18 protein-coding genes are annotated in these 22,801 nt (G+C 41.6%); 10 read left to right on the plus strand and 8 right to left on the minus strand.

Annotation, left to right across the window (positions count from 1 at the left end):
- The first annotated feature begins 333 nt into the window (after positions 1-333).
- Complete coding sequence (locus tag ACPZ3T_RS07945; protein ID WP_490275009.1) at positions 334-828, plus strand: pentapeptide repeat-containing protein; 495 nt, start codon at positions 334-336, stop codon at positions 826-828.
- A 357-nt stretch (positions 829-1,185) separates the two neighbouring features.
- On the opposite strand, the gene ACPZ3T_RS07950 is transcribed toward ACPZ3T_RS07945, so the two are convergent.
- Positions 1,186-3,159: an ABC1 kinase family protein gene (locus ACPZ3T_RS07950; RefSeq protein ID WP_490275011.1), complete on the minus strand. Its 1,974-nt coding sequence runs from the start codon at positions 3,157-3,159 to the stop codon at positions 1,186-1,188.
- Between the two features lie 258 nt (positions 3,160-3,417).
- Here ACPZ3T_RS07950 and recN point away from each other — a divergent pair, with 258 nt between their 5' ends.
- On the plus strand, positions 3,418-5,166 hold the full coding sequence (recN, locus tag ACPZ3T_RS07955; protein WP_490275013.1) for a DNA repair protein RecN: 1,749 nt from the start codon (positions 3,418-3,420) through the stop codon (positions 5,164-5,166).
- A gap of 11 nt (positions 5,167-5,177) precedes the next feature.
- Here recN and ACPZ3T_RS07960 read toward each other — a convergent pair whose 3' ends face one another.
- Both ACPZ3T_RS07960 and ACPZ3T_RS07965 read right to left on the minus strand, forming a co-directional pair.
- Positions 5,178-5,783 (minus strand): Uma2 family endonuclease, encoded by a 606-nt coding sequence (locus ACPZ3T_RS07960; protein ID WP_490275015.1) that lies wholly within the window; start codon positions 5,781-5,783, stop codon positions 5,178-5,180.
- 102 nt (positions 5,784-5,885) lie between these two features.
- Positions 5,886-6,836 (minus strand): NAD-dependent epimerase/dehydratase family protein, encoded by a 951-nt coding sequence (locus ACPZ3T_RS07965; protein WP_490275017.1) that lies wholly within the window; start codon positions 6,834-6,836, stop codon positions 5,886-5,888.
- A 486-nt stretch (positions 6,837-7,322) separates the two neighbouring features.
- Between ACPZ3T_RS07965 and purD the strand changes: the two genes are divergently transcribed.
- The 4 genes from purD (at position 7,323) to ACPZ3T_RS07985 (ending at position 12,205) form a co-directional block, all read left to right on the plus strand.
- On the plus strand, positions 7,323-8,603 hold the full coding sequence (gene purD, locus ACPZ3T_RS07970; RefSeq protein WP_490275019.1) for a phosphoribosylamine--glycine ligase: 1,281 nt from the start codon (positions 7,323-7,325) through the stop codon (positions 8,601-8,603).
- A gap of 324 nt (positions 8,604-8,927) precedes the next feature.
- Positions 8,928-10,868, plus strand: a complete 1,941-nt coding sequence (gene nblS, locus ACPZ3T_RS07975) for a two-component system sensor histidine kinase NblS (protein WP_490275021.1) — start codon at positions 8,928-8,930, stop codon at positions 10,866-10,868.
- Positions 10,869-10,888: 20 nt separating this feature from the next.
- Positions 10,889-11,044 (plus strand): hypothetical protein, encoded by a 156-nt coding sequence (locus tag ACPZ3T_RS07980; RefSeq protein ID WP_490275023.1) that lies wholly within the window; start codon positions 10,889-10,891, stop codon positions 11,042-11,044.
- Positions 11,045-11,233: 189 nt separating this feature from the next.
- On the plus strand, positions 11,234-12,205 hold the full coding sequence (locus ACPZ3T_RS07985; RefSeq protein WP_490275025.1) for a CobW family GTP-binding protein: 972 nt from the start codon (positions 11,234-11,236) through the stop codon (positions 12,203-12,205).
- Here ACPZ3T_RS07985 and ACPZ3T_RS07990 read toward each other — a convergent pair.
- The gene (locus tag ACPZ3T_RS07990; RefSeq protein ID WP_490275027.1) at positions 12,188-12,391 is read right to left on the minus strand and encodes a hypothetical protein; all 204 of its coding nucleotides are present in this window, start codon (positions 12,389-12,391) and stop codon (positions 12,188-12,190) included. The two genes, ACPZ3T_RS07985 and ACPZ3T_RS07990, sit on opposite strands and share 18 nt — an antisense overlap.
- A 15-nt stretch (positions 12,392-12,406) precedes the next feature.
- Here ACPZ3T_RS07990 and ACPZ3T_RS07995 point away from each other — a divergent pair, with 15 nt between their 5' ends.
- Positions 12,407-13,468, plus strand: a complete 1,062-nt coding sequence (locus ACPZ3T_RS07995; protein WP_490275029.1) for a WD40 repeat domain-containing protein — start codon at positions 12,407-12,409, stop codon at positions 13,466-13,468.
- Positions 13,469-13,510: 42 nt separating this feature from the next.
- Complete coding sequence (locus tag ACPZ3T_RS08000) at positions 13,511-14,500, plus strand: metal ABC transporter solute-binding protein, Zn/Mn family (RefSeq protein ID WP_490275031.1); 990 nt, start codon at positions 13,511-13,513, stop codon at positions 14,498-14,500.
- Between the two features lie 146 nt (positions 14,501-14,646).
- Here ACPZ3T_RS08000 and ACPZ3T_RS08005 read toward each other — a convergent pair whose 3' ends face one another.
- From ACPZ3T_RS08005 to purE, 4 genes are all read right to left on the minus strand, one after another.
- On the minus strand, positions 14,647-15,876 hold the full coding sequence (locus tag ACPZ3T_RS08005; RefSeq protein ID WP_490275033.1) for an FAD/NAD(P)-binding protein: 1,230 nt from the start codon (positions 15,874-15,876) through the stop codon (positions 14,647-14,649).
- Between the two features lie 151 nt (positions 15,877-16,027).
- The gene (locus ACPZ3T_RS08010; RefSeq protein WP_490275035.1) at positions 16,028-17,608 is read right to left on the minus strand and encodes an ammonium transporter; all 1,581 of its coding nucleotides are present in this window, start codon (positions 17,606-17,608) and stop codon (positions 16,028-16,030) included.
- 398 nt (positions 17,609-18,006) lie between these two features.
- Complete coding sequence (locus tag ACPZ3T_RS08015) at positions 18,007-19,476, minus strand: ammonium transporter (protein WP_490275037.1); 1,470 nt, start codon at positions 19,474-19,476, stop codon at positions 18,007-18,009.
- A 594-nt stretch (positions 19,477-20,070) separates the two neighbouring features.
- Complete coding sequence (gene purE / locus ACPZ3T_RS08020) at positions 20,071-20,589, minus strand: 5-(carboxyamino)imidazole ribonucleotide mutase (RefSeq protein ID WP_490275039.1); 519 nt, start codon at positions 20,587-20,589, stop codon at positions 20,071-20,073.
- A 278-nt stretch (positions 20,590-20,867) separates the two neighbouring features.
- Between purE and nagA the strand changes: the two genes are divergently transcribed.
- Both nagA and ACPZ3T_RS08030 read left to right on the plus strand, forming a co-directional pair.
- Positions 20,868-22,025 (plus strand): N-acetylglucosamine-6-phosphate deacetylase, encoded by a 1,158-nt coding sequence (nagA, locus tag ACPZ3T_RS08025; RefSeq protein WP_490277160.1) that lies wholly within the window; start codon positions 20,868-20,870, stop codon positions 22,023-22,025.
- Between the two features lie 82 nt (positions 22,026-22,107).
- Complete coding sequence (locus ACPZ3T_RS08030) at positions 22,108-22,527, plus strand: hypothetical protein (RefSeq protein ID WP_490275041.1); 420 nt, start codon at positions 22,108-22,110, stop codon at positions 22,525-22,527.
- The last annotated feature ends 274 nt before the right edge of the window (positions 22,528-22,801 follow it).

The raw sequence follows: 22,801 nt of genomic DNA on the forward strand, positions 1-22,801 counted from the left end.
CTAAGTTCTCGCTTTATTGCCGTTGTGTGACGCTGCCAAAGTATTTGAACGTAGTCATAAAACTTATAGCGTCACGCACCAACCATCCTGCAAAAAGTAGGTTGGGTTGAGCCACAGCGAAACCCAACAAACAAGAGAACTCCAAAAATAAATAGCCGTCATGAACTACGTACACCACAACACATAAAAAAGTCTTTCCCTTACACCCCTACACCCCTTTTTCAAGTCAGCACTTACGCACCCTACAAGACTTTCAACTATCTCAAACGTCAAAAACCAAAGAATTTAAGTTTAATATTTAATGGGAGTGTTGAGTTTTATTAAGAAGACATTATGAGATATTGGCAAATATTAGCTAGCCTTCTCCTGGCGGTAGTTCTGTTTTTGTTTCCTATGTCCGCACAGGCGGCGAGTTCATCTAGTATTACCCGCTCGGCTGGTGATGAACTGAAAGCGAAAAATTTTGCTGGTCAAAGTTTAATTGGTGCTGAATTTACCAATGTAGATTTAGAAAATGCTAACTTTAGCGATGCTGACTTACGTGGTGGTGTGTTTAACGGTACTGTGTTAGAGGGTGTCAACCTGCATGGTGTAGATTTCAGTAATGGTATTGCTTATTTAGCTAGGTTTAAGAATGCTGATTTAAGTGATGCTGTTTTCACCGATGCAATGATGCTGCGTTCTACTTTTAACAATGTTGATGTCACTGGTGCAGATTTCACTAATGCAGTTTTAGATGGTGTAGAGATAAAAAAACTTTGTACTAAAGCTAGTGGTGTCAATTCTAAAACTGGTGTCGATACGCGAGAATCTTTAGGTTGTAGATAGAATTTATTGGAAGTCGGCGGGAAACTCCATCCCCTTGTGGGTGAAGAGGGATAGCCGCCCGCCGACTTGGGGCATTGGGCATTGGGCATTGGGCATTGGTAATACCAATTCATGAAAAGAATGAAACAGATGCGTAGGTTGGGTTGTAGCTTGCTTCCACGGAGTGGTACGAAGTGAAACCCAACAATCACAAGACTTTGAGGTGTTGGGTTACTCTTCGAGAAGGCTGCGCCTACGTTCCTCAACCCAACCTACATTTGCATCATATTTTTTGTGAAATGGTATAACTCTTACCCATGCCCTTAACCCGATTCCCCATTCCCTAAAACTCCATCCCCTTGTGGATGGAGTTTTTTATTATTTGGTGTTTTTTAGAAGTGAGTTGGTAGATGTTGCTAACTCACTTTTACCGTTGCTATTGATTTCTTCTGCTAATAGCAACTCCCGAATTAGTCGGACTGCGGCTTTTTGTAGCAATTGATTGGTGACTTGCTGACCTAAACGTTGCACACCAGGATCTACTAATAATTGAGCTAGTTGAGGTGCAAGTTTAGCTGCATCAAACCCGCGCGTTTCTCTCAAAATATTCGAGATATTTTTGATATGTTCTAAGGTTTGTTGTTGCTCAACTGTGGCGGCTGGAGTTTCATTAATGGCTGTAATACCTACCCTTTCTCTTAACAAGTAAGTGAAGTTATGTAAGACATTTTTACTTAAGGCATTCAGTCCGTTTAAAGCTTCATCTACTAACTTATCTCGAATGAAAGCACCACGTTCAGATGAGAGAAAATCTACACCTTGATTAACTACTAAATTCAAGTCGTAATCTTGGTTTTTCCGGGCATTTTTCAACAAGTTTTCTAATCGATTCCAGCGAAATTTCCCCTCTTTAAAGAGTAAATCTTTCAGTGAAGTTCTCAATTCTACTGAGGGGTCTGTTAATAGACGTTTAGCAACATAAGGATAAGCTTCACTCAATACTTTAAAGTTGGGATCTATATATATAGCTATACCTTCTAGTGTGACTAGGGAACGAATAATTAAAGCGTAGTAGGGAGGTACGCGGAAAGGATATTCATACATCAGTTCTGATAGGTCATCAGTGATGCTTTTAATGTTAAATTCCGCGACACTAGCACCTTGAGCGTTAGCAAATACTTTGGCGAAAGCTGGAATAATCGGTGTTAAATCTGTGTCTGGGGAGAGGAAATCTAGTTTAACGTAGTCTTGGGCTAGTCCTTCAAAATCCCGGTTAACAACGTGAACGATCGCCTCAATTAAACCATATCTTTGGGGCGGTTGAATTTCGCTCATCATGCCAAAATCTAGATAAGCTAGTTTACCGTCGGGTGTGGCTAACAAGTTACCTGGATGGGGGTCAGCATGGAAAAATCCATGTTCTAACAGTTGTCTCAAAGAACACTGTACACCCACTTCAATTAAATAGCGTGCATCTATACCCTGGGCTTTAATTTCTGGTGTTTGGGTTAACTTTGTGCCGTTAATCCACTCCATCGTTAACACACGACGGTTAGTATATTCCCAGTAGATTTTGGGAACATAAATGTCTTTAATATGACCGTATAATTCAAAAAAGCGTTCAGCATTTTCGCCTTCGTGGATATAATCCATTTCTTCAAAAATGCGATCGCCTAATTCATCTAAAATTCCTACTAAGTCACTACGTACCCGCTTGACTTTTTTCTGTACCCAAGCGGCTAGACCCCGTAAAATATATAAATCAATAGTGATGCGTTCCCTTAAGTCAGGACGCTGGACTTTTACGGCTACTTCTTCCCCAGTTTTGAGTTTACCCTTATACACTTGACCCAAGGAAGCAGCCGCAATGGGCATGGCTGATAGTTCTGCGTAAATCTCTTGTGGTTGGTTTCCTAGTTCTTCCTCAATAAATTGATAAGCAATTTCGTTAGGAAACGCCGGTAATTGGTCTTGTAGCCTCGTCAGTTCTTCCAGGTATACGGGAGGAACTAAATCTGGTCTAGTGGATAAAGCTTGCCCAATTTTGATATAAGCAGGCCCTAACTGTGTGAGTAATTCTCTTAATTGAATTGCTCGACGCTGATTATTTTTGAAGACAATTCCCCGTTGATTATCCCACCACAACCCCAGAGCAAAGGAGAGTGTCGGCCTCAAAACAGCAAAAATCCGCCGTAAAACCTGCCAAGGTCTACCTTGATAGTGAGCTGCTATGGCTACAGGATTGTAACTCAATGTCTCAGGTTCAACAATTTGAGTCAGCATTGCCTGTTCTCTAACTTGCATTTCACCCTCAATGGGTGGGGAATTTGTCGGAAGTGTCTTAACAATCATAGAAAAAGCCACTGCTTGCATTGAGTAATGTTAAGTATTGTAACAATAGGTTTAAAAAAATTTGTAATTCTTAAGATTGGTGTGGAGGAAAAAAACTAATAATCGCGTCTGTGACACATTGACCATTAACTTTTTTGCTACACTAAAATGTGCTTGCTAGTTCAATGGTAGTAGGTATTTGCCGATTCTCAAAAATCCTGCTTAACCTCCTGTAACTTAGAAATATCCCGCATCTGCCTTTACGGAGATTTTATTCTGATGTTGCTGTGCCTGCGAATTGAAAATTTTGCCCTGATTGATCAACTAGAACTACAATTCGGCGCGGGACTGAACGTATTGACAGGTGAAACCGGCGCAGGAAAATCAATTATTTTAGATGCTATTGATGCTATTTTAGGCGGAAAAGTCTCTAGTCGTGCTATTCGCACGGGAACGGCTAGGGCGATGGTGGAAGGAACTTTTGCTTTAACACCACCGTTAGCAGCTTGGTTGATAGAACAAGAAATTGATTTAATTGATGATAGTTCAATAGTTATTAGTCGAGAAATTACAGTTACTTCTACTAATATCCGCAGTAGGTCGCGGGTGAATGGTGTGTTAGTTAACCGTCAGATTTTAACAGAACTGCGCGATCGCTTAGTGGAAATTACCGCCCAAGGTCAAACTGTGCAAGTGGGACAACCCTCACTAGTGCGTGATTGGTTAGATATGTATGGCGGCGAGGCTTTAATCAAACAACGTCAAGCCATCACCTCAGCCTTTAGTGCTTACCAACAAATCCACGCCAGTCTAGAAAAACGTCGCACCTCGGAACGGGAACGCTTACAACAACTAGATTTACTTACCTACCAAGTTCAGGAATTAACTACAGCCAATCTCAATGATCCTCAAGAATTGGAACAACTCCAGCAAGAACGAGAACGCCTGAATCATGTTGTTGATTTGCAACAAATGAGTTACAAAGTTTACCAAGCTTTGTATCAAAATGAAAACGAAACCCCAGCCGCCGCCGATTTATTGGGTGATAGCGAAGCCGCACTCAACCAAATGGTAGAGTATGATGCTCAACTGCAACCACTGTTAGATTTAATTAGAGATGCTCAAACAGCTTTGACAGAAGTAGGACGACAAATCAACGCCTATGGGGAAAGTTTAGAAGCTGATCCCCAAAGATTGGAGGAAGTAGAGGAACGCATCCGGGAATTGAAACAAATCTGCCGCAAGTATGGCCCCAGTTTACAAGAAGCGATCGCCTACTATCAACGCATCAATGACGAACTAGCACAACTTAATGATAGTGAACAATCCATTGAAAGTTTAGAACAGCAAGAACAAGTTAGTTGGGTAAAATTAACACAAGCTTGTGAAAAATTGACTAAACTCCGCCAAAAAACCGCCACTACTCTAGAATCCCGCTTAATTTCCGAACTCAAACCCCTAGCGATGGAAAAAGTCCAGTTTCAAGTGGAAATTGTACCGACTACTCCCACTGCGGCTGGTGCAGACAAAATCACCTTTATGTTTAGTCCCAACCCTGGCGAACCATTGCAACCATTAACAGAAATTGCTTCTGGGGGTGAAATGAGTCGGTTTTTACTGGCACTCAAAGCTTGTTTCAACCAAACCGATGCGGCGGGAACGCTGGTATTTGATGAAATTGACGTAGGAGTTTCGGGAAGGGTAGCGCAAGCCATAGCAGAAAAGTTACACCAGTTAAGTCAGCATCATCAAGTGTTATGTGTTACCCACCAGCCTTTAGTAGCAGCGATGGCAGACAAACACTTCCGCGTAAATAAACAAACAATTACTCAAGGTAAAGGTAAAAAAGCAAACAATGGTAACACTGAAGAACGTACAGTAGTCCGTGTCACCAACTTGCATGATTTAACTACAAGACGGGATGAATTAGCACAGTTAGCCGGGGGAAAATCCGCTAGTGATGCGATCGCTTTTGCGGAATCATTATTAATGCAAGCTGCTAATCATCGTCGTAGCCAGGAAAGTTGAAATCGAAAATCTTAGTTAGGCATAATTTCATCTAATTTAAGTTGTAATTTAGGTAATAAATAAGATTGAATATTTTCTCCTAAGCGATATTTTTGCTGCTCATATACACCATTAACCAAATGACAGACAGTCAATGTTGGTTGTTTGGGATTACCAATAAATTGCCAACCACCTAAGCCACGAAAGTCCACAATCCAATATTCAGGAATATTCAAAAAAGCGTATTCTTCTACTTTTCTGGCATAATCATCCTGCCAATTTGTACTAACAACTTCTGCAACAAGTTTGATAGTACTGCCGTTACAAATAATAGGTTCTTTTTGCCAGAGTGGTTCTTTACTAAGTTCTGCTTTATCCAAAACAATTATATCAGGACGCAGTGCTGTAGCTTCAGCAGCAGGTGGTTTAATCAGACAAGTTTTAGGAATCACCCATTGAAACTTAGAATTAAAGATTTCGACATAGATTCTACCAGCAATAGTACCTGCCACAGCTTCATGGAGTCCTGTAGCTTCCATGTCTCTTAATTCTCCGTCGATGAGTTCGTAACGAACATTATCACCATATTGGGTGATAAATTCTGCAAAGGTTAATAGTTTGGGTGGAGTATAGGTCATATTATTTTCAATGCAGTGATAGTATCACATCAAATTAGGCGATCGCCGTTCACACAAGATTATCCTCTGCTGAAATGGCGATCTCCACTCCAAAGATGAATCTTAACTATATAAAGCTTTCACCCATTCCCATTCTTGCTTTAACCCTTCTGTTAAAGAAACTTGGGGTTGATATCCTAAAATTTGCCTTGCTTTAGACACATCAGCAGCCGTGTGTCTAGCATCTCCCATTGCTTTTTCTATATGATTTCTTTTGATTGGTTTACCGACAATTGTTTCCATAGTATTCAGGACTTCCGCTAACACAACCCTGCTACCACCACCAATATTAAAAATTTCACCTATAGCTCCGGGAACAGTAGCGGCTGCTAAATTAGCAGCAACAGCATCCTTGACAAATGTAAAATCTCGTGTCTGCTGTCCATCACCATAGATGGGAATCGCCTCATCTTGGATAACAGCTTTAAAAAACTTATGAAATGCCATATCAGGCCTTTGTCTAGGGCCGTAAACCGTGAAATAACGTAAAGAAACAAAAGGCACACCAAAATTTTTGTGATACAGACCACACAAACGCTCGGCAGCTAGTTTAGTAATACCATAGGGAGAAACCGGTTGCGGCGGAATGCCTTCATGGGTGGGTAATGTTTCCGCATCACCATAGATGCTAGAAGTAGAAGCAAACACAAATCTCGTTAATTGTGGAGCATCTTTGGCAGCTTCTAAAATTACTTGTGTAGCGTTGATGTTACGCTCAGTATAAGCACGGAAACCTGTACCCCAACTAGCTCTGACACCTGCTTGAGCCGCTTGATGATAAATTACTTCAACATCTTGTAATAATTTTGACCAATCTAAAGCCAGAATATTGCTGTCAATTAAAGTAAAGTTAGGTGAAGATTCTAAATGAGCAATATTCTTGCGTTTTAGCATAGGGTCGTAGTAATCGTTAAATTCATCAATACCAATTACTTCTTGCCCTTGTTCTAGAAGGGTTTGTGTCAGGTGAGAACCGATAAATCCTGCTGCCCCAGTAACAATAACTTTAGTCATGTATCCTACTTGTATTCTTATTTTTAAATTCAGAATATTTATAGGTTAATACTCGTGATGCTCAATCGCCATTTATTTAGTGCCATCTTGGCGATAATTCCACGGAATTAAATATCAGTCTTGTAGTCTAAGTAGAATGACTTGAAAAAAACAAACTATGTAAAGTAATGTGAAAAAATTGCATTTAGTTCGTAGTAAGGACTTTAGTCCTTATGAGAGGACTAAAGTCCTTACTACAAACCTTTAATTTTACTACAAACCTTTAATTATTTACACCGTTCTACTTAGTAGTCCAGTAGGGTGTGTTAGGCGTAAGCCCTAACGCACCGTTCGCCTTGGAGGGATCTCAGCAAATAATATATACTTTCCCCTACACCCTTTCAATCAAGAGTTATTCACAAGACTTGCATCAGGGTAAGAATTAGTTAAGAATTGATCCGCAGCCATCAGGCATTCTTATTTTTCAAGGGACGCAAGAGGAGATCAGTGAAAGTTTTAGTTGTAGGTAATGGTGGGCGTGAACACGCTTTAGCTTGGAAATTATTGCGATCGCCACAAGTTGATCAGGTAGTATGTGTACCAGGTAATGGTGGTACAGCTAGTATGGCAGGTTGCCAAAATATATCGTTGGCAGTAAATGACTTTGCCGGCATCAGCAAATACGCCCTAGATAACGACATTTCTCTAGTGGTAGTCGGGCCAGAAGTCCCCCTAGCTCAAGGTATTACTGACTACCTGCAACAGCAAGGACTGATGGTATTTGGCCCCACCAGAGCCGGAGCAACAATTGAAGCTAGCAAAGCTTGGGCTAAAGCCCTGATGCAAGAAGCAGGAATACCTACAGCTAAAGCGGCGGTATTTACCGAGGCAACAGCCGCTAAATCCTATATACAGGCTCAAGGCGCGCCCATTGTCGTTAAAGCTGATGGTTTAGCTGCTGGCAAAGGTGTAATTGTTGCTACCACTGTAGAGCAGGCAACCAACGCCATTGAAATGATCTTTCAAGGGCAGTTTGGCAGTGCTGGGGAATTTGTGGTGATTGAAGAATGTTTAATTGGGCAAGAAGTTTCTGTATTAGCGGTAACTGATGGTATCACCATTCGCCCTTTATTGCCTGCCCAAGACCACAAACGCATCGGGGAAGGAGATACAGGGGAAAACACAGGCGGTATGGGCGCGTATGCCCCAGCCCCCATTGCTACGCCAGAAATTATGGCCAGGGTGCAAACAGAAGTTCTAGAAAGAGCGATCGCCACCTTAAAATCTAGAGGTATTGATTATCGCGGTGTACTCTACGCAGGCTTGATGATTTCCCCCGATGGTGATATTAAAGTTTTAGAATTTAACTGTCGCTTTGGTGATCCTGAAACCCAAGTTATTCTGCCCCTGTTAGCCACACCCCTAGAAGAATTGATGTTAGCTTGTGTGCAGCAGCGTTTAAGCGATTTACCCCCCCTAGCTTGGCATCAAGGCGCATCTGCTACCGTAGTAGCTGCTGCGGGCGGTTATCCAGGCAATTATGAAAAAGGCCAAGTGATTACAGGCATTGGGGAAGCAGAAGCCAAAGGAGTCACAGTATTTCATGCCGGCACAAAATTAAACGAACAGCAACAAATCGTCACAGATGGCGGGCGAGTTTTAAACGTGACGGCTGTAGGAGAGAACTTTGAGCAAGCCCTAGCCACCGCTTACAATGGACTACAATCAATTCAATTTGCAGGGATGTATTACCGTAGAGATATCGGTCATCGGGTGTTGAGTCATTAAACCAATTCACAACGATGCTCCCGCCCCGCTCCGTTCGCGGAGCGTCTCGTAGAGAAGACAGCAACCGACTAACGCCCCGCTACGCTCTAAGCGCAGCTATGCCGCAGGCTTTACGCAATTACGTGTTGTAACGGGGATTTAAACCCCTAAATTTTCTTAATTGCCCAATGCCCGATGCCCAATGCCCAAAATTTTTGAATTTTGAATTTTGAATTTTGAATTGATATGCCCCATGCCCAATCAATTAGCATATTTGTCGAATTAACTGTTAATTTTTTAGTTGTTGGGGTTGATAACCGAAACGACTAACAACTGTAATTTGAAATGCTGTCGCTGTTAAAAACAATCCGAGAAGCGATCGCCAATTGGTGGTCAGAGTTCACTCTCCAAACTAAACTACTAGCTGTGGCTACTTTAGTAGTCTCCTTAGTCATGAGTGGTTTAACTTTCTGGGCGGTAAATACCATCCAGCAAGATGCTCGCATGAATGACACCCGCTTTGGACGGGATTTAGGACTACTACTGGCGGCTAATGTTACCCCTTTGGTAGCTGAACATAATTTGACAGAGGTAGCCAAATTTTCACAACGCTTTTATGGTAGTACCTCCAGCATCCGCTATATGCTCTACGCGGATGAAACAGGCAAAATCTATTTTGGTATTCCTTTTTGGGAACCCGAAGTAGAAAACTCCTTGACTATTGAGCGACGCATCGAACTACCAGAAGATTACCCCGAACAAGGGGATCAACCGATGGTGCGGCAACACATGACCCCAGATGGGGCTGTGACCGATGTGTTTATTCCTCTGATCGTTAATAAGAAATACTTAGGTATATTAGCGATCGGTATCAACCCCAATCAAACAGCAGTCATTTCCACTAATTTCACCCGTGATGTCACCATTGCCGTATTTATCACAATTTGGGTCATGGTGATTCTCGCAGGAGTTATCAACGCTTTAACCATTACAAAGCCAATTAAAGAACTGTTAGTAGGGGTCAAACAAATTGCCGCCGGTAACTTCAAGCAACGCATTGATTTACCCCTAGGTGGTGAACTAGGAGAGTTGATTTTCAATTTTAATGAAATGGCCGAACGTCTAGAACGTTATGAAGAACAAAATATTGAGGAATTAACAGCCGAAAAAGCTAAACTTGAAACCTTAGTTTCCACCATTGCCGATGGTGCTGTGTTAATTGACAATAATATGCAGGTGATTTTAGTCAACCCCACAGCACGACACATTTTTGGTTGGGATGGTAGTAATGATGTGGTAGGTAGTAATGTTTTGCACCACTTACCGCCAACAGTGCAAATGGAACTTACCCGCCCTTTATCAGAAATGGCAGCAGGTGAGCGCGAAACTGCTGAGTTTCGGATTCTCTTAACTCAACCCATCAAGCGGACTATTCGCATTCTCTTAACTACAGTACTCAACTTACAACGGGAGAGTATTAAAGGCATTGCCATCACCGTGCAGGATATCACCCGTGAAGTAGAACTCAACGAAGCTAAAAGCCAATTTATCAGCAACGTTTCCCACGAATTGCGAACGCCATTATTTAATATTAAATCTTTTATTGAAACTCTCCATGACTACGGTGAAGACTTAAGCTTAGAAGAAAAACGGGAATTTCTCCAAACAGTTAACCATGAAACCGATCGCCTGACTCGGTTAGTTAATGATGTTTTAGATTTATCCAAGTTAGAATCAGGCAAGACTTACAACTTCTATGGTGTAGACTTAGCCCAAGCAATTGAGCAAACCCTGCGGACATACCAACTTAACGCCAGGGATAAAGGCATCGAACTCTTGCAAGAAGTTGCCCCCAACTTGCCCCTAGTCATGGGTAATTATGATTTATTATTACAAGTCTTAGCTAATTTGGTAGGCAATGCCCTGAAATTTACTCCCGCAGGCGGCAAAGTAGCCATTCGTACCTATCAACTAGATACCCACACCACATCATCTAACCACTCTGCACAAGTGCGGGTAGAAATCTCCGATACAGGTATTGGCATCGCACCAGAAGATCAACAGGCAATTTTTGACCGCTTTTTCCGGGTTGAGAACCGTGTTCACACCCTAGAAGGTACAGGTTTAGGTTTGTCAATTGTAAGAAATATCATGGAAAGACATCACAGTAGAGTCCATTTAGTCAGTGAGGTTGGTGTAGGTACTACCTTTTGGTTTGATTTAACAATATTTGCAGAAGAAACACCAAAAACAGCTATCGAATCGACTGATGAAGTAGGGGTTTAGGAAGGAAAACAATTTCAGTATTGTCAATAATTATTGGTGGGATAGGGCAGGGGGCAGGGGGCAGGGGGCAGGGAGCAGGGGGAGACAAGGGAGACAAGGGAGATAAGGGAGACAAGGGAGACAAGGGAGGCAGGGGGCAGATCACAAGTGTAGGTTTTTTGCCAAGCAGTGAGTAATGACTCTCAGACTAACAAAAGAATCATCGTTTTACTAACCCCTAAACCCCTAAACCCCTAAACCCCTAAACCCCTACACCCCTAAACCCCTACACCCCTACACCCCTACACCCCTACACCAAGGTATTTTGAATTGTTAATATAGGCGATAATGATTATCCATAAGGTGAGATAAGAGGTTTTAAAAATATGGTGGCGGACGTAATCACAAATTCAGTTCCCGTTACTGTTTTGACTGGCTATTTAGGCGCAGGTAAAACAACTCTACTTAATCACATCCTCACCTACGAACACGGCAAAAAAGTAGCTGTGATCGTCAATGAATTTGGGGAAGTAGGCATTGATAATCAATTAGTAATTGATGCCGATGAAGAAATATTTGAAATGAATAATGGCTGTATTTGTTGTACAGTAAGAGGTGATTTAATTCGCATCATTGGTAATCTAATGAGGCGGCGGGATAAATTTGACCATTTAGTTATAGAAACAACCGGATTAGCCGACCCTGCACCAGTAATTCAGACATTCTTTGTAGATGAAGATATGCAAAACCAACTATCTTTAGATGCAGTGGTGACAGTAGTTGATGCCAAGCATATTTCGCAGCACTGGGATGCAGACGAAGCCCAAGAACAGATTGCCTTTGCCGATGTAATTTTACTTAATAAAACAGATTTAGTTACCCCAGCAGAATTAGATGAATTAGAAAAGCGGATTCGGTCAATGAATGTAATGGCCAAAATTTACCGCACCCGTAATTCAGAATTAGCAATGGATGCTTTATTAGGAGTGAACGCTTTTAATTTAGATCGAGCTTTAGAAATAGATCCCAATTTCTTGGGTGAAGATGCCCACGAACATGATGATAGTGTTTTTTCTATAGCCTTGGTAGAACCAGGGGAACTAGATGGGCAGAAATTAAATGCTTGGCTTTCAGAATTATTGCGTACTAAAGGGCCAGATATCTTTCGGATGAAAGGCATATTAAATATTGCCGGAGAGGATAATCGATTTGTCTTCCAAGGTGTGCATATGATATTGGATGGCAGACCTGATAGACCCTGGAAAGATAACGAGAAACGCAAAAACGAACTAGTTTTCATCGGACGCAATCTCGATGAAGCCCAATTAAAACAAGATTTTCTAGCTTGTATGGCGTAAATGGGCATTGGGCATTGGGCATTGGGCATTGGGCATTGGGCATTGGGCATTGGAAATAAAAAATAATTGTCTCCCTTGTCTCCCTTGTCTCCCTTGTCTCCCTTGTCTCCCCCTGCTCCCTGCCCCCTGCCCCCTGCTCCCTGCCCCCTGCCCCCTGCCCCCTGCCCCCTGCCCCCTGCTTCCCATTCCCCCTAGACGACTATGAACCCCACAAATAGCAAATCTAAAGAATTTCAAGAACACTATTCCGGGACACTGACAGAGTATGTAACTGCGATCGCCTGGTCGCCATTAGGTGATACTCTAGCTGCAACCTCGGCGGCTGGGGAAGTGGTACTTTGGCAGGATGGTGAATTAACAACTTTGCAAAGTGGTGAAGGTAAGTCAGTAGATTGTGTGGCTTTCTCCAGGGATGGGCAGTTTTTAGCGGTTGGGGGACAAGATGGACGGGTGCAAATTTGGCAGGGACACGAATTAATTACTACTTTAGAAAATGCCCCGGCTTGGGTGGATAAGTTAGCCTGGAATCATGTTAATAACCAGTTGGCTTTTAGTTTAGGGCGTTATGTCCAAGTTTGGGATGCAGATGCTCGTGAGGTAGTAGTAACTTTGAATTTTGCTGACTCCTCTGCATTGAGTATTGATTGGCGGATTGATGGGGAATATCTCGCCATTGGGGGAAACCAAGGAGTGAAAATTTGGCACTCTCAAAACTGGGATGAAGAACCCTATCTTCTGAGTATGCCTACTGTCAGCGTCGCTATGGCTTGGTCAACTGATGGTAAATTTCTCGCCTCTGGTAACATGGATCGCAGCGTCACTGTGTTGGAATGGAATAATCCCGATCCTTGGGTGATGCGGGGTTTTCCTGGTAAAATTCGCCAATTGGCTTGGTCAGAAATTAAGACTAAAATCGGTGCGCCATTACTAGCTACTTCCAGCGTTGAGGGGATTGTCGCCTGGGAAAAGTTAGAGGATGAGAACTTGGGTTGGGAAGCACGAGTATTGACTAATCATGTAGGTGTAATTAATGCGATCGCTTTTGCACCAAACAGCTTTCTTCTAGCTTCTGCGGCTACTGATGGCTGGTTGTGCTTGTGGAATAAAGCCAAGCAAGTATCCCAAATTCTCACAGGGGTTACTGATGGCTTTTCTACCTTAGCTTGGCATCCCCAAGGCAAATTTTTAGCTGCTGGTGGTGACAATGGTGAACTGCTGATTTGGTCAAAAGTATCACGCGGTCAAGGTTTTGGACGTGGTTAATTAGAGAAAATATTTAATTTATACATTCAAAGTTAGTTAAATATGACCAAAAAAATCATTAAAAAAACCTGCTTAAGATTTGGGTTTTTATTATTAACAATTGGATTTTTTGGTTGTGGAAATCAAGCTGTAAATACTTCCCTCACCCAGACCTCTACCACTGTTAATGAAAATTTACCTAAAGTTGTCGTGACTACGAGTGTCCTGTGTGATTTAACCAAACAAATTGCAGAAAATACAATTAATTTGATCTGCCTAATTCCTGCTAATGTTAATCCCCAAGATTATCAACCAAAGCCAGAAGACCAAGCAGCGATCAGAGAAGCACAATTGATTTTTTATAATGGTTATAATCTAGAGTCTGACTTAATTAAAATCATTACCAATACTAAAACTTCAGCCCCCAAAATAGCTGTTAGCCAAGTTGCAGTTCCGAAACCACGACAATTTCAAGTTAATGGTCGCCCAGTCAGGAATCCCTATATTTGGCATCATCCTAAGAATGCCATCAAAATGGTGTCAGTTATTAATAGTAATTTAAAAAAAATATCTCCAAATAATGCTGATATTTATCAAGAAAATACAACTAAAATTAGCAGCGAACTGAGTCAGATAGATAATTGGATTAAGTCCAGAATTGCCAGTATTCCTAAAGATAAATTTAGAGTAGTCACAACCAATAATGCCATAGATTATTACACTAAAGCTTATGGTATTCCTTCAGCTAGTTTCGGTACAGAAGAACAAGCCACAGATCAACGTGTGCAAAATTTGGTGCAATATATCCGCAGGTTTAAAGTGCCAATAATTTTTCTAGAGGCGACAGTTAACCCTGAGTTAATTGAGTCTGTAGCAGCACAAGCACAGGTGAATATATCAGAGAGGCAATTATATACTAAAGGGCTTGGAGAACCTGGAAGTAATGCGGATACTTATCAAAATATGCTTTTTGCCAATACACGCACAATTGTAGAAGGTTTAGGCGGAACATACTTAATTTTTCCACCTAGAATTAAACAGTCCCAACCTTGAGGGACTCCTAAAAAAAATATTTCATCGCTGTGTTCGCAAGGGAGCAGGGGGCTAATTAATTCAAAATTCAAAATACCCTATCGGGAAGCAAGCTACAAAATTCAAAATTACAGGACTTTGGGCAGGGGGAGCATTAACTTAGTGCCTTAAGCAATTTGAGGATGTGGAAGAACAACACTTGGCTTGATAATTGCTGGCACAATTTTTTCAGTGGCCATTCTCGCCCCTGATAAATTTCGTGCTGTCGGCCCTATCTGTAAAGCCGCTAAACCTCCCATCAGAAATAATTCACAACCAGGCCAACGCAGACAAGTGTCTAACACAGGTACGCCGTTGACTACAGGAATGGGGTATGTAGAAAAAACTTCTTGTAATAATGGTTCAGCCTCAATATCAAATTTACTGCCGGTAGATAGCCAAATGCGATCGCAGTCATATTCATTACCATCATTGCATTTTACCTGCCAATGATCGCCTAACCATTGAGCAGCAAGAATCTCGCAATTTTCATCTATTATCGCCTGACCAGCCCGCACAAATCGCCGTAGCTGCATAGCCATTGCTGGTGTCATCGAACCGCCGTTACGGGCTTGTTGAATCATTTGCGATCGCAGTTGATAATCTGATGTAGCGAAAAATCCTTTTAAGTATTTTGGCCCTAACCAACCCGGTTCAGCATCAAATAATTTTGCTTGTAACTGTCTGCGTATCATCAAGTGGACTTTTGCACCACGAGTCATCGCACCAACGGCTAAATGACCACTAGTTAAACCACCACCAACAATTAATACTCTTTCACCCGCTAAATTTAATTTCCGTAAGTCTACTTGCTGGGAATGGCAGAGTTTATCTTCAGGATATGGTGATGTTATCTGATTTACCCAGTCGGGAATCTGGATTTGACTATTATTAGTAGCTAATATCACCCGCTTGGCAATAATTGACTTCCCATCTTGCAACCACAGACAAAAACCCTGATGTAAGGGTTCAAGACGTTTGACTTTCGCCGGTACTACTACATCCTGTACATCCCAACGTTGAATCACATCATGACACAAATCTTCAAACAGCCTAGTGCCTGGTAAATCGTAGGGGGGAAATAATTCTTGGGGACGGGATTGAGCAAATTTTCGTAAAGCGAAGGGGTTGGGATCGGGATGGTGTACCGCAGGCGATCGCAAATGTGGTATTTCTAAGGCTGCAAACTGCTGCTCCCACCGACTCAACCATCTCCCACTAGGGTCAAATACTAACAATCTCCCCCTCATTTTTGGCCGTTTTTGCAGCAAATGAGTTACAAATGTTAACGCATGGGGGCCAGCACCAATAATTGCCAAGTTAATTTTATTGGTTAACTGTGGTGGACTAGTTGCCATTGACGAATTTTTAATCTACAACGATAATCGTTATCATTGTACCTTGACCACTATTTAACTGCCATTTATTACTCAATAAATTGCCGCTACACCAGTTATGTGGTGTAGCGGCAATTTGTGGAATTTAGGATAATGCTACGGAGAAATAGGATTAAATCGTGCTGGAATAATCCTCACCGGTGGAGTAGCCGTCAGATTTACCACTTTCTGGAAAGCCACTGGGACTAGCTTCTTTGAGAAATCCACTGTAAGCTTCCATACCGTGTTCACCGATATCCAAGCCTTCGAGTTCTTCTTCTCTGGTGACTCGAATCCCTAAGGTAGCTTTCAGTACCAACCAAAAGATACTGCTCAGAAGTACAGTCATCCCACCGACTGAAATCACCCCTAGAAACTGGATGCCTAATTGTCCAACGCCACCACCAAAAAATAAACCCTTGGTGGGGCCAGAACTATACCAAGAATATACATTAGGGCCGACAGACCATAGACCAACTGCCAGAGTACCGAAAACACCACAAACCAAGTGAACGGATGTAGCACCTACTGGGTCATCAATACCGATTTTGTCAAATAATGTGACAGAGAAAACAACAATGATGCCAGCAATTAAACCAATAATCACAGCACTGGGAATGTTTACGTAAGCACAGGGGGCTGTAATTGCCACCAAACCAGCGAGAATCCCATTGATAATCATCGACAAGTCAGGCTTACCTAAGTAAAACCACGCTGTTGCTGTAGCGGCAATTCCGCCAGCCGCCGCCGCCATGTTAGTTGTTAAAGCTATATGAGTAATGGCTTCCGCGTCAGCAGCCATGACAGAACCGGGGTTAAAGCCAAACCAGCCTAACCATAGAATCAAACAACCCAAAGTAGCAATACTCATATTGTGACCAGGTAAAGCCACAACTTTGCCATCTTGATATTTACCAATACGAGGGCCAAGAAAAGCTGCTCCCATTAAAGCTGCCCAACCACCGACTGAGTGAACTACTGTTGAACCAGCGAAGTCCCAAAAGCCCATGTCAGCTAACCAACCAGCACCCCAAATCCAGTGTCCGGTGATGGGGTAGGCTATACCTACAAGTAAGATGCTGAAAATTAAGAAGTCAACAAACTTAATTCTTTCGGCAACTGCACCAGAAACAATTGTGGCGGCTGTGCCAGCAAACACCAACTGGAATAAAAATTTGGCAGCTAAGGGGACACCAGCCCAATTTAAAGCACTAAAGACACCTTTATAAGCCTCTCCAGTAGCCGGACTGCTATCTTCTCCTGTTAAGAAAAACCCATTTAACCCAATAAAATCGTTGCCATCGCCAAACATTAAGCCAAAACCAATTACCCAAAAAGCTATGGTGGCTAAAGCAAAGACAATCAGGTTTTTGGCGAGGACGTTAACAGCATTTTTCTGACGACAAAAGCCAGTTTCTAACATTCCGAAACCAGCATTCATGAAGAATACCAAAAAGGCAGCGATCGCTACCCAAAGGGTGTCCAGGGCAATTTTCAAGTCTGCGGTTGTTGGCCCGGGTGCTGGGGTTTGGGCAACTGCGACATAACCCCATCCCAAAACAATCAAACAAGCCAAAGGTAGACAGGCTTGCCAACTGGGAGAAAGTCCCTTAATAAAATTAATTAACTTGATTCTTGAGTTAAATTGTGAGCTTCTAGCGTAATTTCTTGCCGAAAATCGCCTATTTTTTATTCTCGATTTATGTTTGTACATGGGTTTCAACAACGTCCTCCAAACGATCCTTGATAGCAAGAAACAGGTTAAGCAGCAACACTAGCATTGTTCTTGCTAGCCAGTGGTTTTAATGATTATTCTTTGAGACCACCGCATTGGTAAACCAAAAACTCAAATAATATTTAGGAGTTTAAGAAATTAATGACACCTCTGTAAATATTTTTTGTGAATATCCTTAAGAAATTATGATGTAATTTCTGTAACAGTCAAGTATTCTTCACTTAATCTTTAATGAGCAAAGAAATAGTTTGATAGAGCGATGTCTGGCATTTTGTCAATAGAATCTCCATAAAACATAAAGATAAATATTAATCACAAATTTGTGCCACACATTACTACTATTTGTCAAGGTTTGTCAATTAATGAGCTTCACTGCTTTATTCCTGCTCAAAGCTAGTAATATCTGAACTTTTCGGATGATGCTTTTTATCTTCCACATACTTTTCAATTGGATAGACATCAGGCCAAACGGATGCACCATGTTCATAAACGTCAATACCTAAGCGATCGCCTTCTGGATGCACACGTAAGTATCCCAGAGCTTTGAGAACCGCAAACATCACAAAACTAAAGCCCACTGTAAAAACTGCGATCGCCACTACCCCTAAAAGTTGTATCCCTAATAATTCAATCCCACCTCCTAAAAGTAAACCTGCTTTTTTGTTTAGAGTCAGTTCGGGTTGTCCTAAAAAGCCCACCGCCAGAGTACCCATCATGCCGTTAATTCCATGTATGGAAAAAGCACTTACTGGATCATCAATGTGCAGCGATTCAATCAGATCAATCCCCCACACTACCAAAATGCCAGCCGTTACACCAATCAACACCGCAGCCCAAGGTGCTACATAAGCACAAGGGGCTGTAATTGCTACTAATCCCCCTAAAGAACCATTCAGACAATAGTCTAAATGCCATCTATTAGTGCGGAAATACTGAAAAATCATCGCCATCAGTGCTGCCGCACCGGCCGCGAGTGTAGTATTAACTGTTACCAAACCAATCAATCCTGGATTACCAGCACCAAGGCTTGAACCAGGATTAAATCCATACCAACCAAACCAGAGAATCATTGTTCCCAAAGTTACCAAGCTTAAATTATGTGGTGGTGGTGGCGTTCCCCAAGCTTTCCTTTCAGGGCGAGATCCCAGCAAATATGCTCCCACCAGGGCAGTCCAACCCCCTACAGAATGTACAACAGAACTACCTGCAAAATCATGGTAACTGAGTTTAGATAACCAACCTTCAACATTCCAAGCCCAATGAACAATTATCGGATAACTGAATGCTCCCATGACAGCACTGTAAATTAAGTTACCAATAAAGTTAGTTCTGCCCAGCATAGCACCGGTAGTAATGGTACTAGCAGTAGCTGCAAAAGCAAATTGGAAAAAGAATAAGGTATAGGTATGAATGGGAGCAGTAGAACCAGATAAACCAAGTGGATAAATACCATCTGTATTGGGTAGCTGGCTCAAAAAGAATGTATTTGTGCCTAACAATCCACCCGCACTTGTACCAAAAGCAATGCCAAAACCTACTGCCCACCACACCAAGATAGTGACAGCAGCATCCACAAAATTTTCCAGTAAAGCGTTAACCACACCTTTCTGCTGAGAAAACCCAGCTTCTAACATTGCAAAGCCTGCTTGCATGAAGAATACTAAAAACCCAGTGATTAGTACCCATATAGTGTCAATCGAAATTTGCAGTTTGATCGTAGTTTCTGATAAAGACTGCAAACTGGGAGGATCTGCCGCTTGTACAACTGTAGGGGCAAAAATTGCCAACACCATCGAACCGATCGCCAGCACCATCATGCGTTGCCAAGGTCGAATACGCTTATTCATTAGCTTATTTTTTCCTAGTTGAAAAGCGATGATTGATCATGGTAGCAGACTGACCAAAATCATTTACTTTTGATCAGAAAATCTAGCGATCAAGTTTTACTTAAAGCTAAGTTTCTTCTTGTTTGTTCACTACTCCACTCATTTAAATCAGCAATAAATTGATAAAAAGCACAATTGAGATAAGAAAGGTTAAATTTTACAACATACTTTGGTTAATCCATGACTAAATTTGATTTATACTGTTTTACTTGCAACATTAATTCTGTATTTTTTGATACAATTTGCCGATTATGGGGAATAATTTTAGTGAACAAATAAAAAATTAGATGAACTAAAACCTTTATCAAATCAGCAATTGTTGATATTCAGATAGAATCATGACTAAATTTATGAATTTTATATAAAAAATTTTAAGTAATATGTTCGCTCATTTGGAAAATAAGGAGTTAAGTGAGTGAACAGTTACCAGTCATACCGTTTCTTGATGAAGATGCACTTTATTCTGTACTGTAGAGACGTTGCATGCAACGTCTCTACATCATTCATTTAGCCCAACTTCATAGAGAATTGGTATCACCTGATAACTGTTGACTGTTAAAGTTCTTGTTGAAGATATTGGTTATATCCCAATTCTTCTAGCTTTGCCTGCTTACCCATAACCATATCTAATAGGCTTTGACGGTAGCTTTGGACTTTTTCTAATATTTCTGGCTGGTGAGTCGCTAAAATTTGCACCGCTAAAAGTCCGGCATTTTTGGCATTACCTATAGCCACTGTAGCGACGGGAATACCTGCTGGCATCTGAACAATAGAATACAAAGAATCCACACCTTGTAAATTGCGGGTAGGGATAGGAACACCAATCACAGGCAATGGTGTTAAGGATGCTACCATCCCAGGAAGATGGGCTGCACCACCAGCACCAGCAATGATGACTTTAATTCCTCTTTCGTGGGCAAATTTAGCATATTCTACCATTCGTTCGGGGGTGCGATGGGCAGAAACGATCGCTACTTCGTTTTCAATACCAAACTGATCACAAATAGCGATCGCATCTTTCATAGTAGGCAAATCGGAATCACTGCCCATAATAATGCCAACAACAGGAGACATAATTAATTCAAAATTCAAAATACTCTACTAGCAGCAAGCTGAGGATAGAATCATCATCTCATATATTCAAGCCCGGATTGCTGAGTGAAAAGTCAAGAAATCAGAAGTATTGTCTCATCATATCTTTTTTGTCTAGATATTATCCCCAATTACTTGAGTTGATTAAATAGCCACGACATGAGTTAATACCAATCATCCCCCATACCCAAAACTCTTTAATTTTGAATTTTGTAGCTTGCTTCCCGCAGGGTATTTTGAATTTTGAATTGATTAGCCCCATGCCCCATGCCCAACCAATAGAAATTATTAATGCTAGAGTCCCTGGCTACCCAGATTTGCAGATGCTCTCCATCAATCCAGAGGGGATAATTGAGCAAATCCTGCCCATGACGACAGTATTTCCCCGAATTTCATCACCGGAAGTAAAAGTATTCGATGTAGCTGGGGATTGGATTTCCCTTGGTGGTATTGATTTACAGATTAATGGGGCATTAGGTTTAGCATTCCCGGATTTATCGAGGGAAAACGCTTATTTATTGCCAAAAATTAATCAATTTCTTTGGGATGTGGGAGTAGATGGATATTTACCGACACTAGTGACTACTTCAGTAGAGAATATACAGCGATCGCTAGCTGTAATTGCAGATTTCCTCTCGAATACCAACACAGGTTCTCAGATTCTCGGAGTTCATCTAGAAGGGCCATTTTTAAATTATCAAAAGCGTGGCGCACATCCGGCTGAGTATTTATTACCCTTAACGATTGATCAGGTAAAACAGGTTTTGGGTGATTACGCTGATGTTGTCAAAGTCATCACCTTAGCACCAGAATTAGATCCGACAGGGAAAGTCATTCCTTATTTGCGTTCTTTAGGTATCACCGTTAGTTTAGGACATTCTCAAGCCACAGAAGCCCAAGCAAACCAGGCTTTTGCACTCGGTGCAACAATGGTGACTCATGCCTTCAATGCTATGCCACCCCTACACCACCGCGAACCGGGATTATTAGGCGCAGCTATTACCCATTCTGGTGTGATGTGTGGTTTGATCGCGGATGGGCAACACATTACACCCACCATGTTACAAATTCTCCTCCGTGCCAACCCAGGACTATTTTTAGTGAGCGATGCCCTTGCACCTTTAGGGCTACCAGATGGGGTTTATCCTTGGGATAGTCGGCAGATAGAAGTTAAAAACGGCACTGCCCGTCTAGGAGATGGCACATTATCGGGGACAACTCTACCCTTATTAGTCGGAGTACAGAACTTAGTCAAGTGGGGGATTTGTGAAGTAGAAACTGCGATCGCCTTAGCTACTAATGCCCCTAGACAGGCGATAAATTTACCAGTAATTTCCCCTAACCAAAAAGCCAATTTATTACGTTGGCATGGCAATGAAAATACAAAAGAACTGACTTGGCAAAGATTATTCAGCTAAAATCTCACAAAATTGTGATTATTCCGTAAATAAATCTCTGAAATGAGTAGTTACTGGAGGTGTTAAAAACTGCAACTTTGTTATGAAAAACCTTCTCATCTGTAGTGTCTCAACCCTACTTTTCACCGCAGGGACTTACATTTTACCAGCCCCATCAATGGCGCAGTTTGCCAATGTCCGACAACATTTAAATTCTCTGAATACAACCCGTGTGGTTTTTGCTAAAGGCAGAAGTAGTACCACAATTCAAAATGCAGAAAATAACATCTATATATTAAGAGCTAGAGCTGGACAAACATTGACCTTAAACATTCATAGTTTAGGAGCGCGTGCCAGTGTGACTCTCTATGGAGTTAATGGTAGACCTCTAAGTCCAGTTTTGGGTAGTGGTAGTGAAGGTAGAACTTTTCGCGTGCGTCTTCCTAGAAGCGGTGATTACTATATTGTAGGTGGTTCTGGCACAAGTAATCATTTCTACAAATTCACCGTTGCTATTAGGTAAAAACTTTACCCACTATAAGAATCCAATTTGATTTGAAGAAAGAATCTCAGTATATGTAGTGGACTGACACGCCTAAAATGTTGCATTAAATTTGGATGAAATTAAAGGTTTGTAGTAAGGACTTTAGTCCTTATCAGAGGACTAAAGTCCTCACTACGAGCCTAATCGAATTTTTATTACATTACTTAATGTAGTTTGATTTATTTTCGCCCACTTACTTATCCGAACTGGATATGACAACTGATCAACAGGATATCAATTCCTCCATTGTTAT

The sequence above is a fragment of the Aliinostoc maniaoense genome, assembly GCF_058172895.1.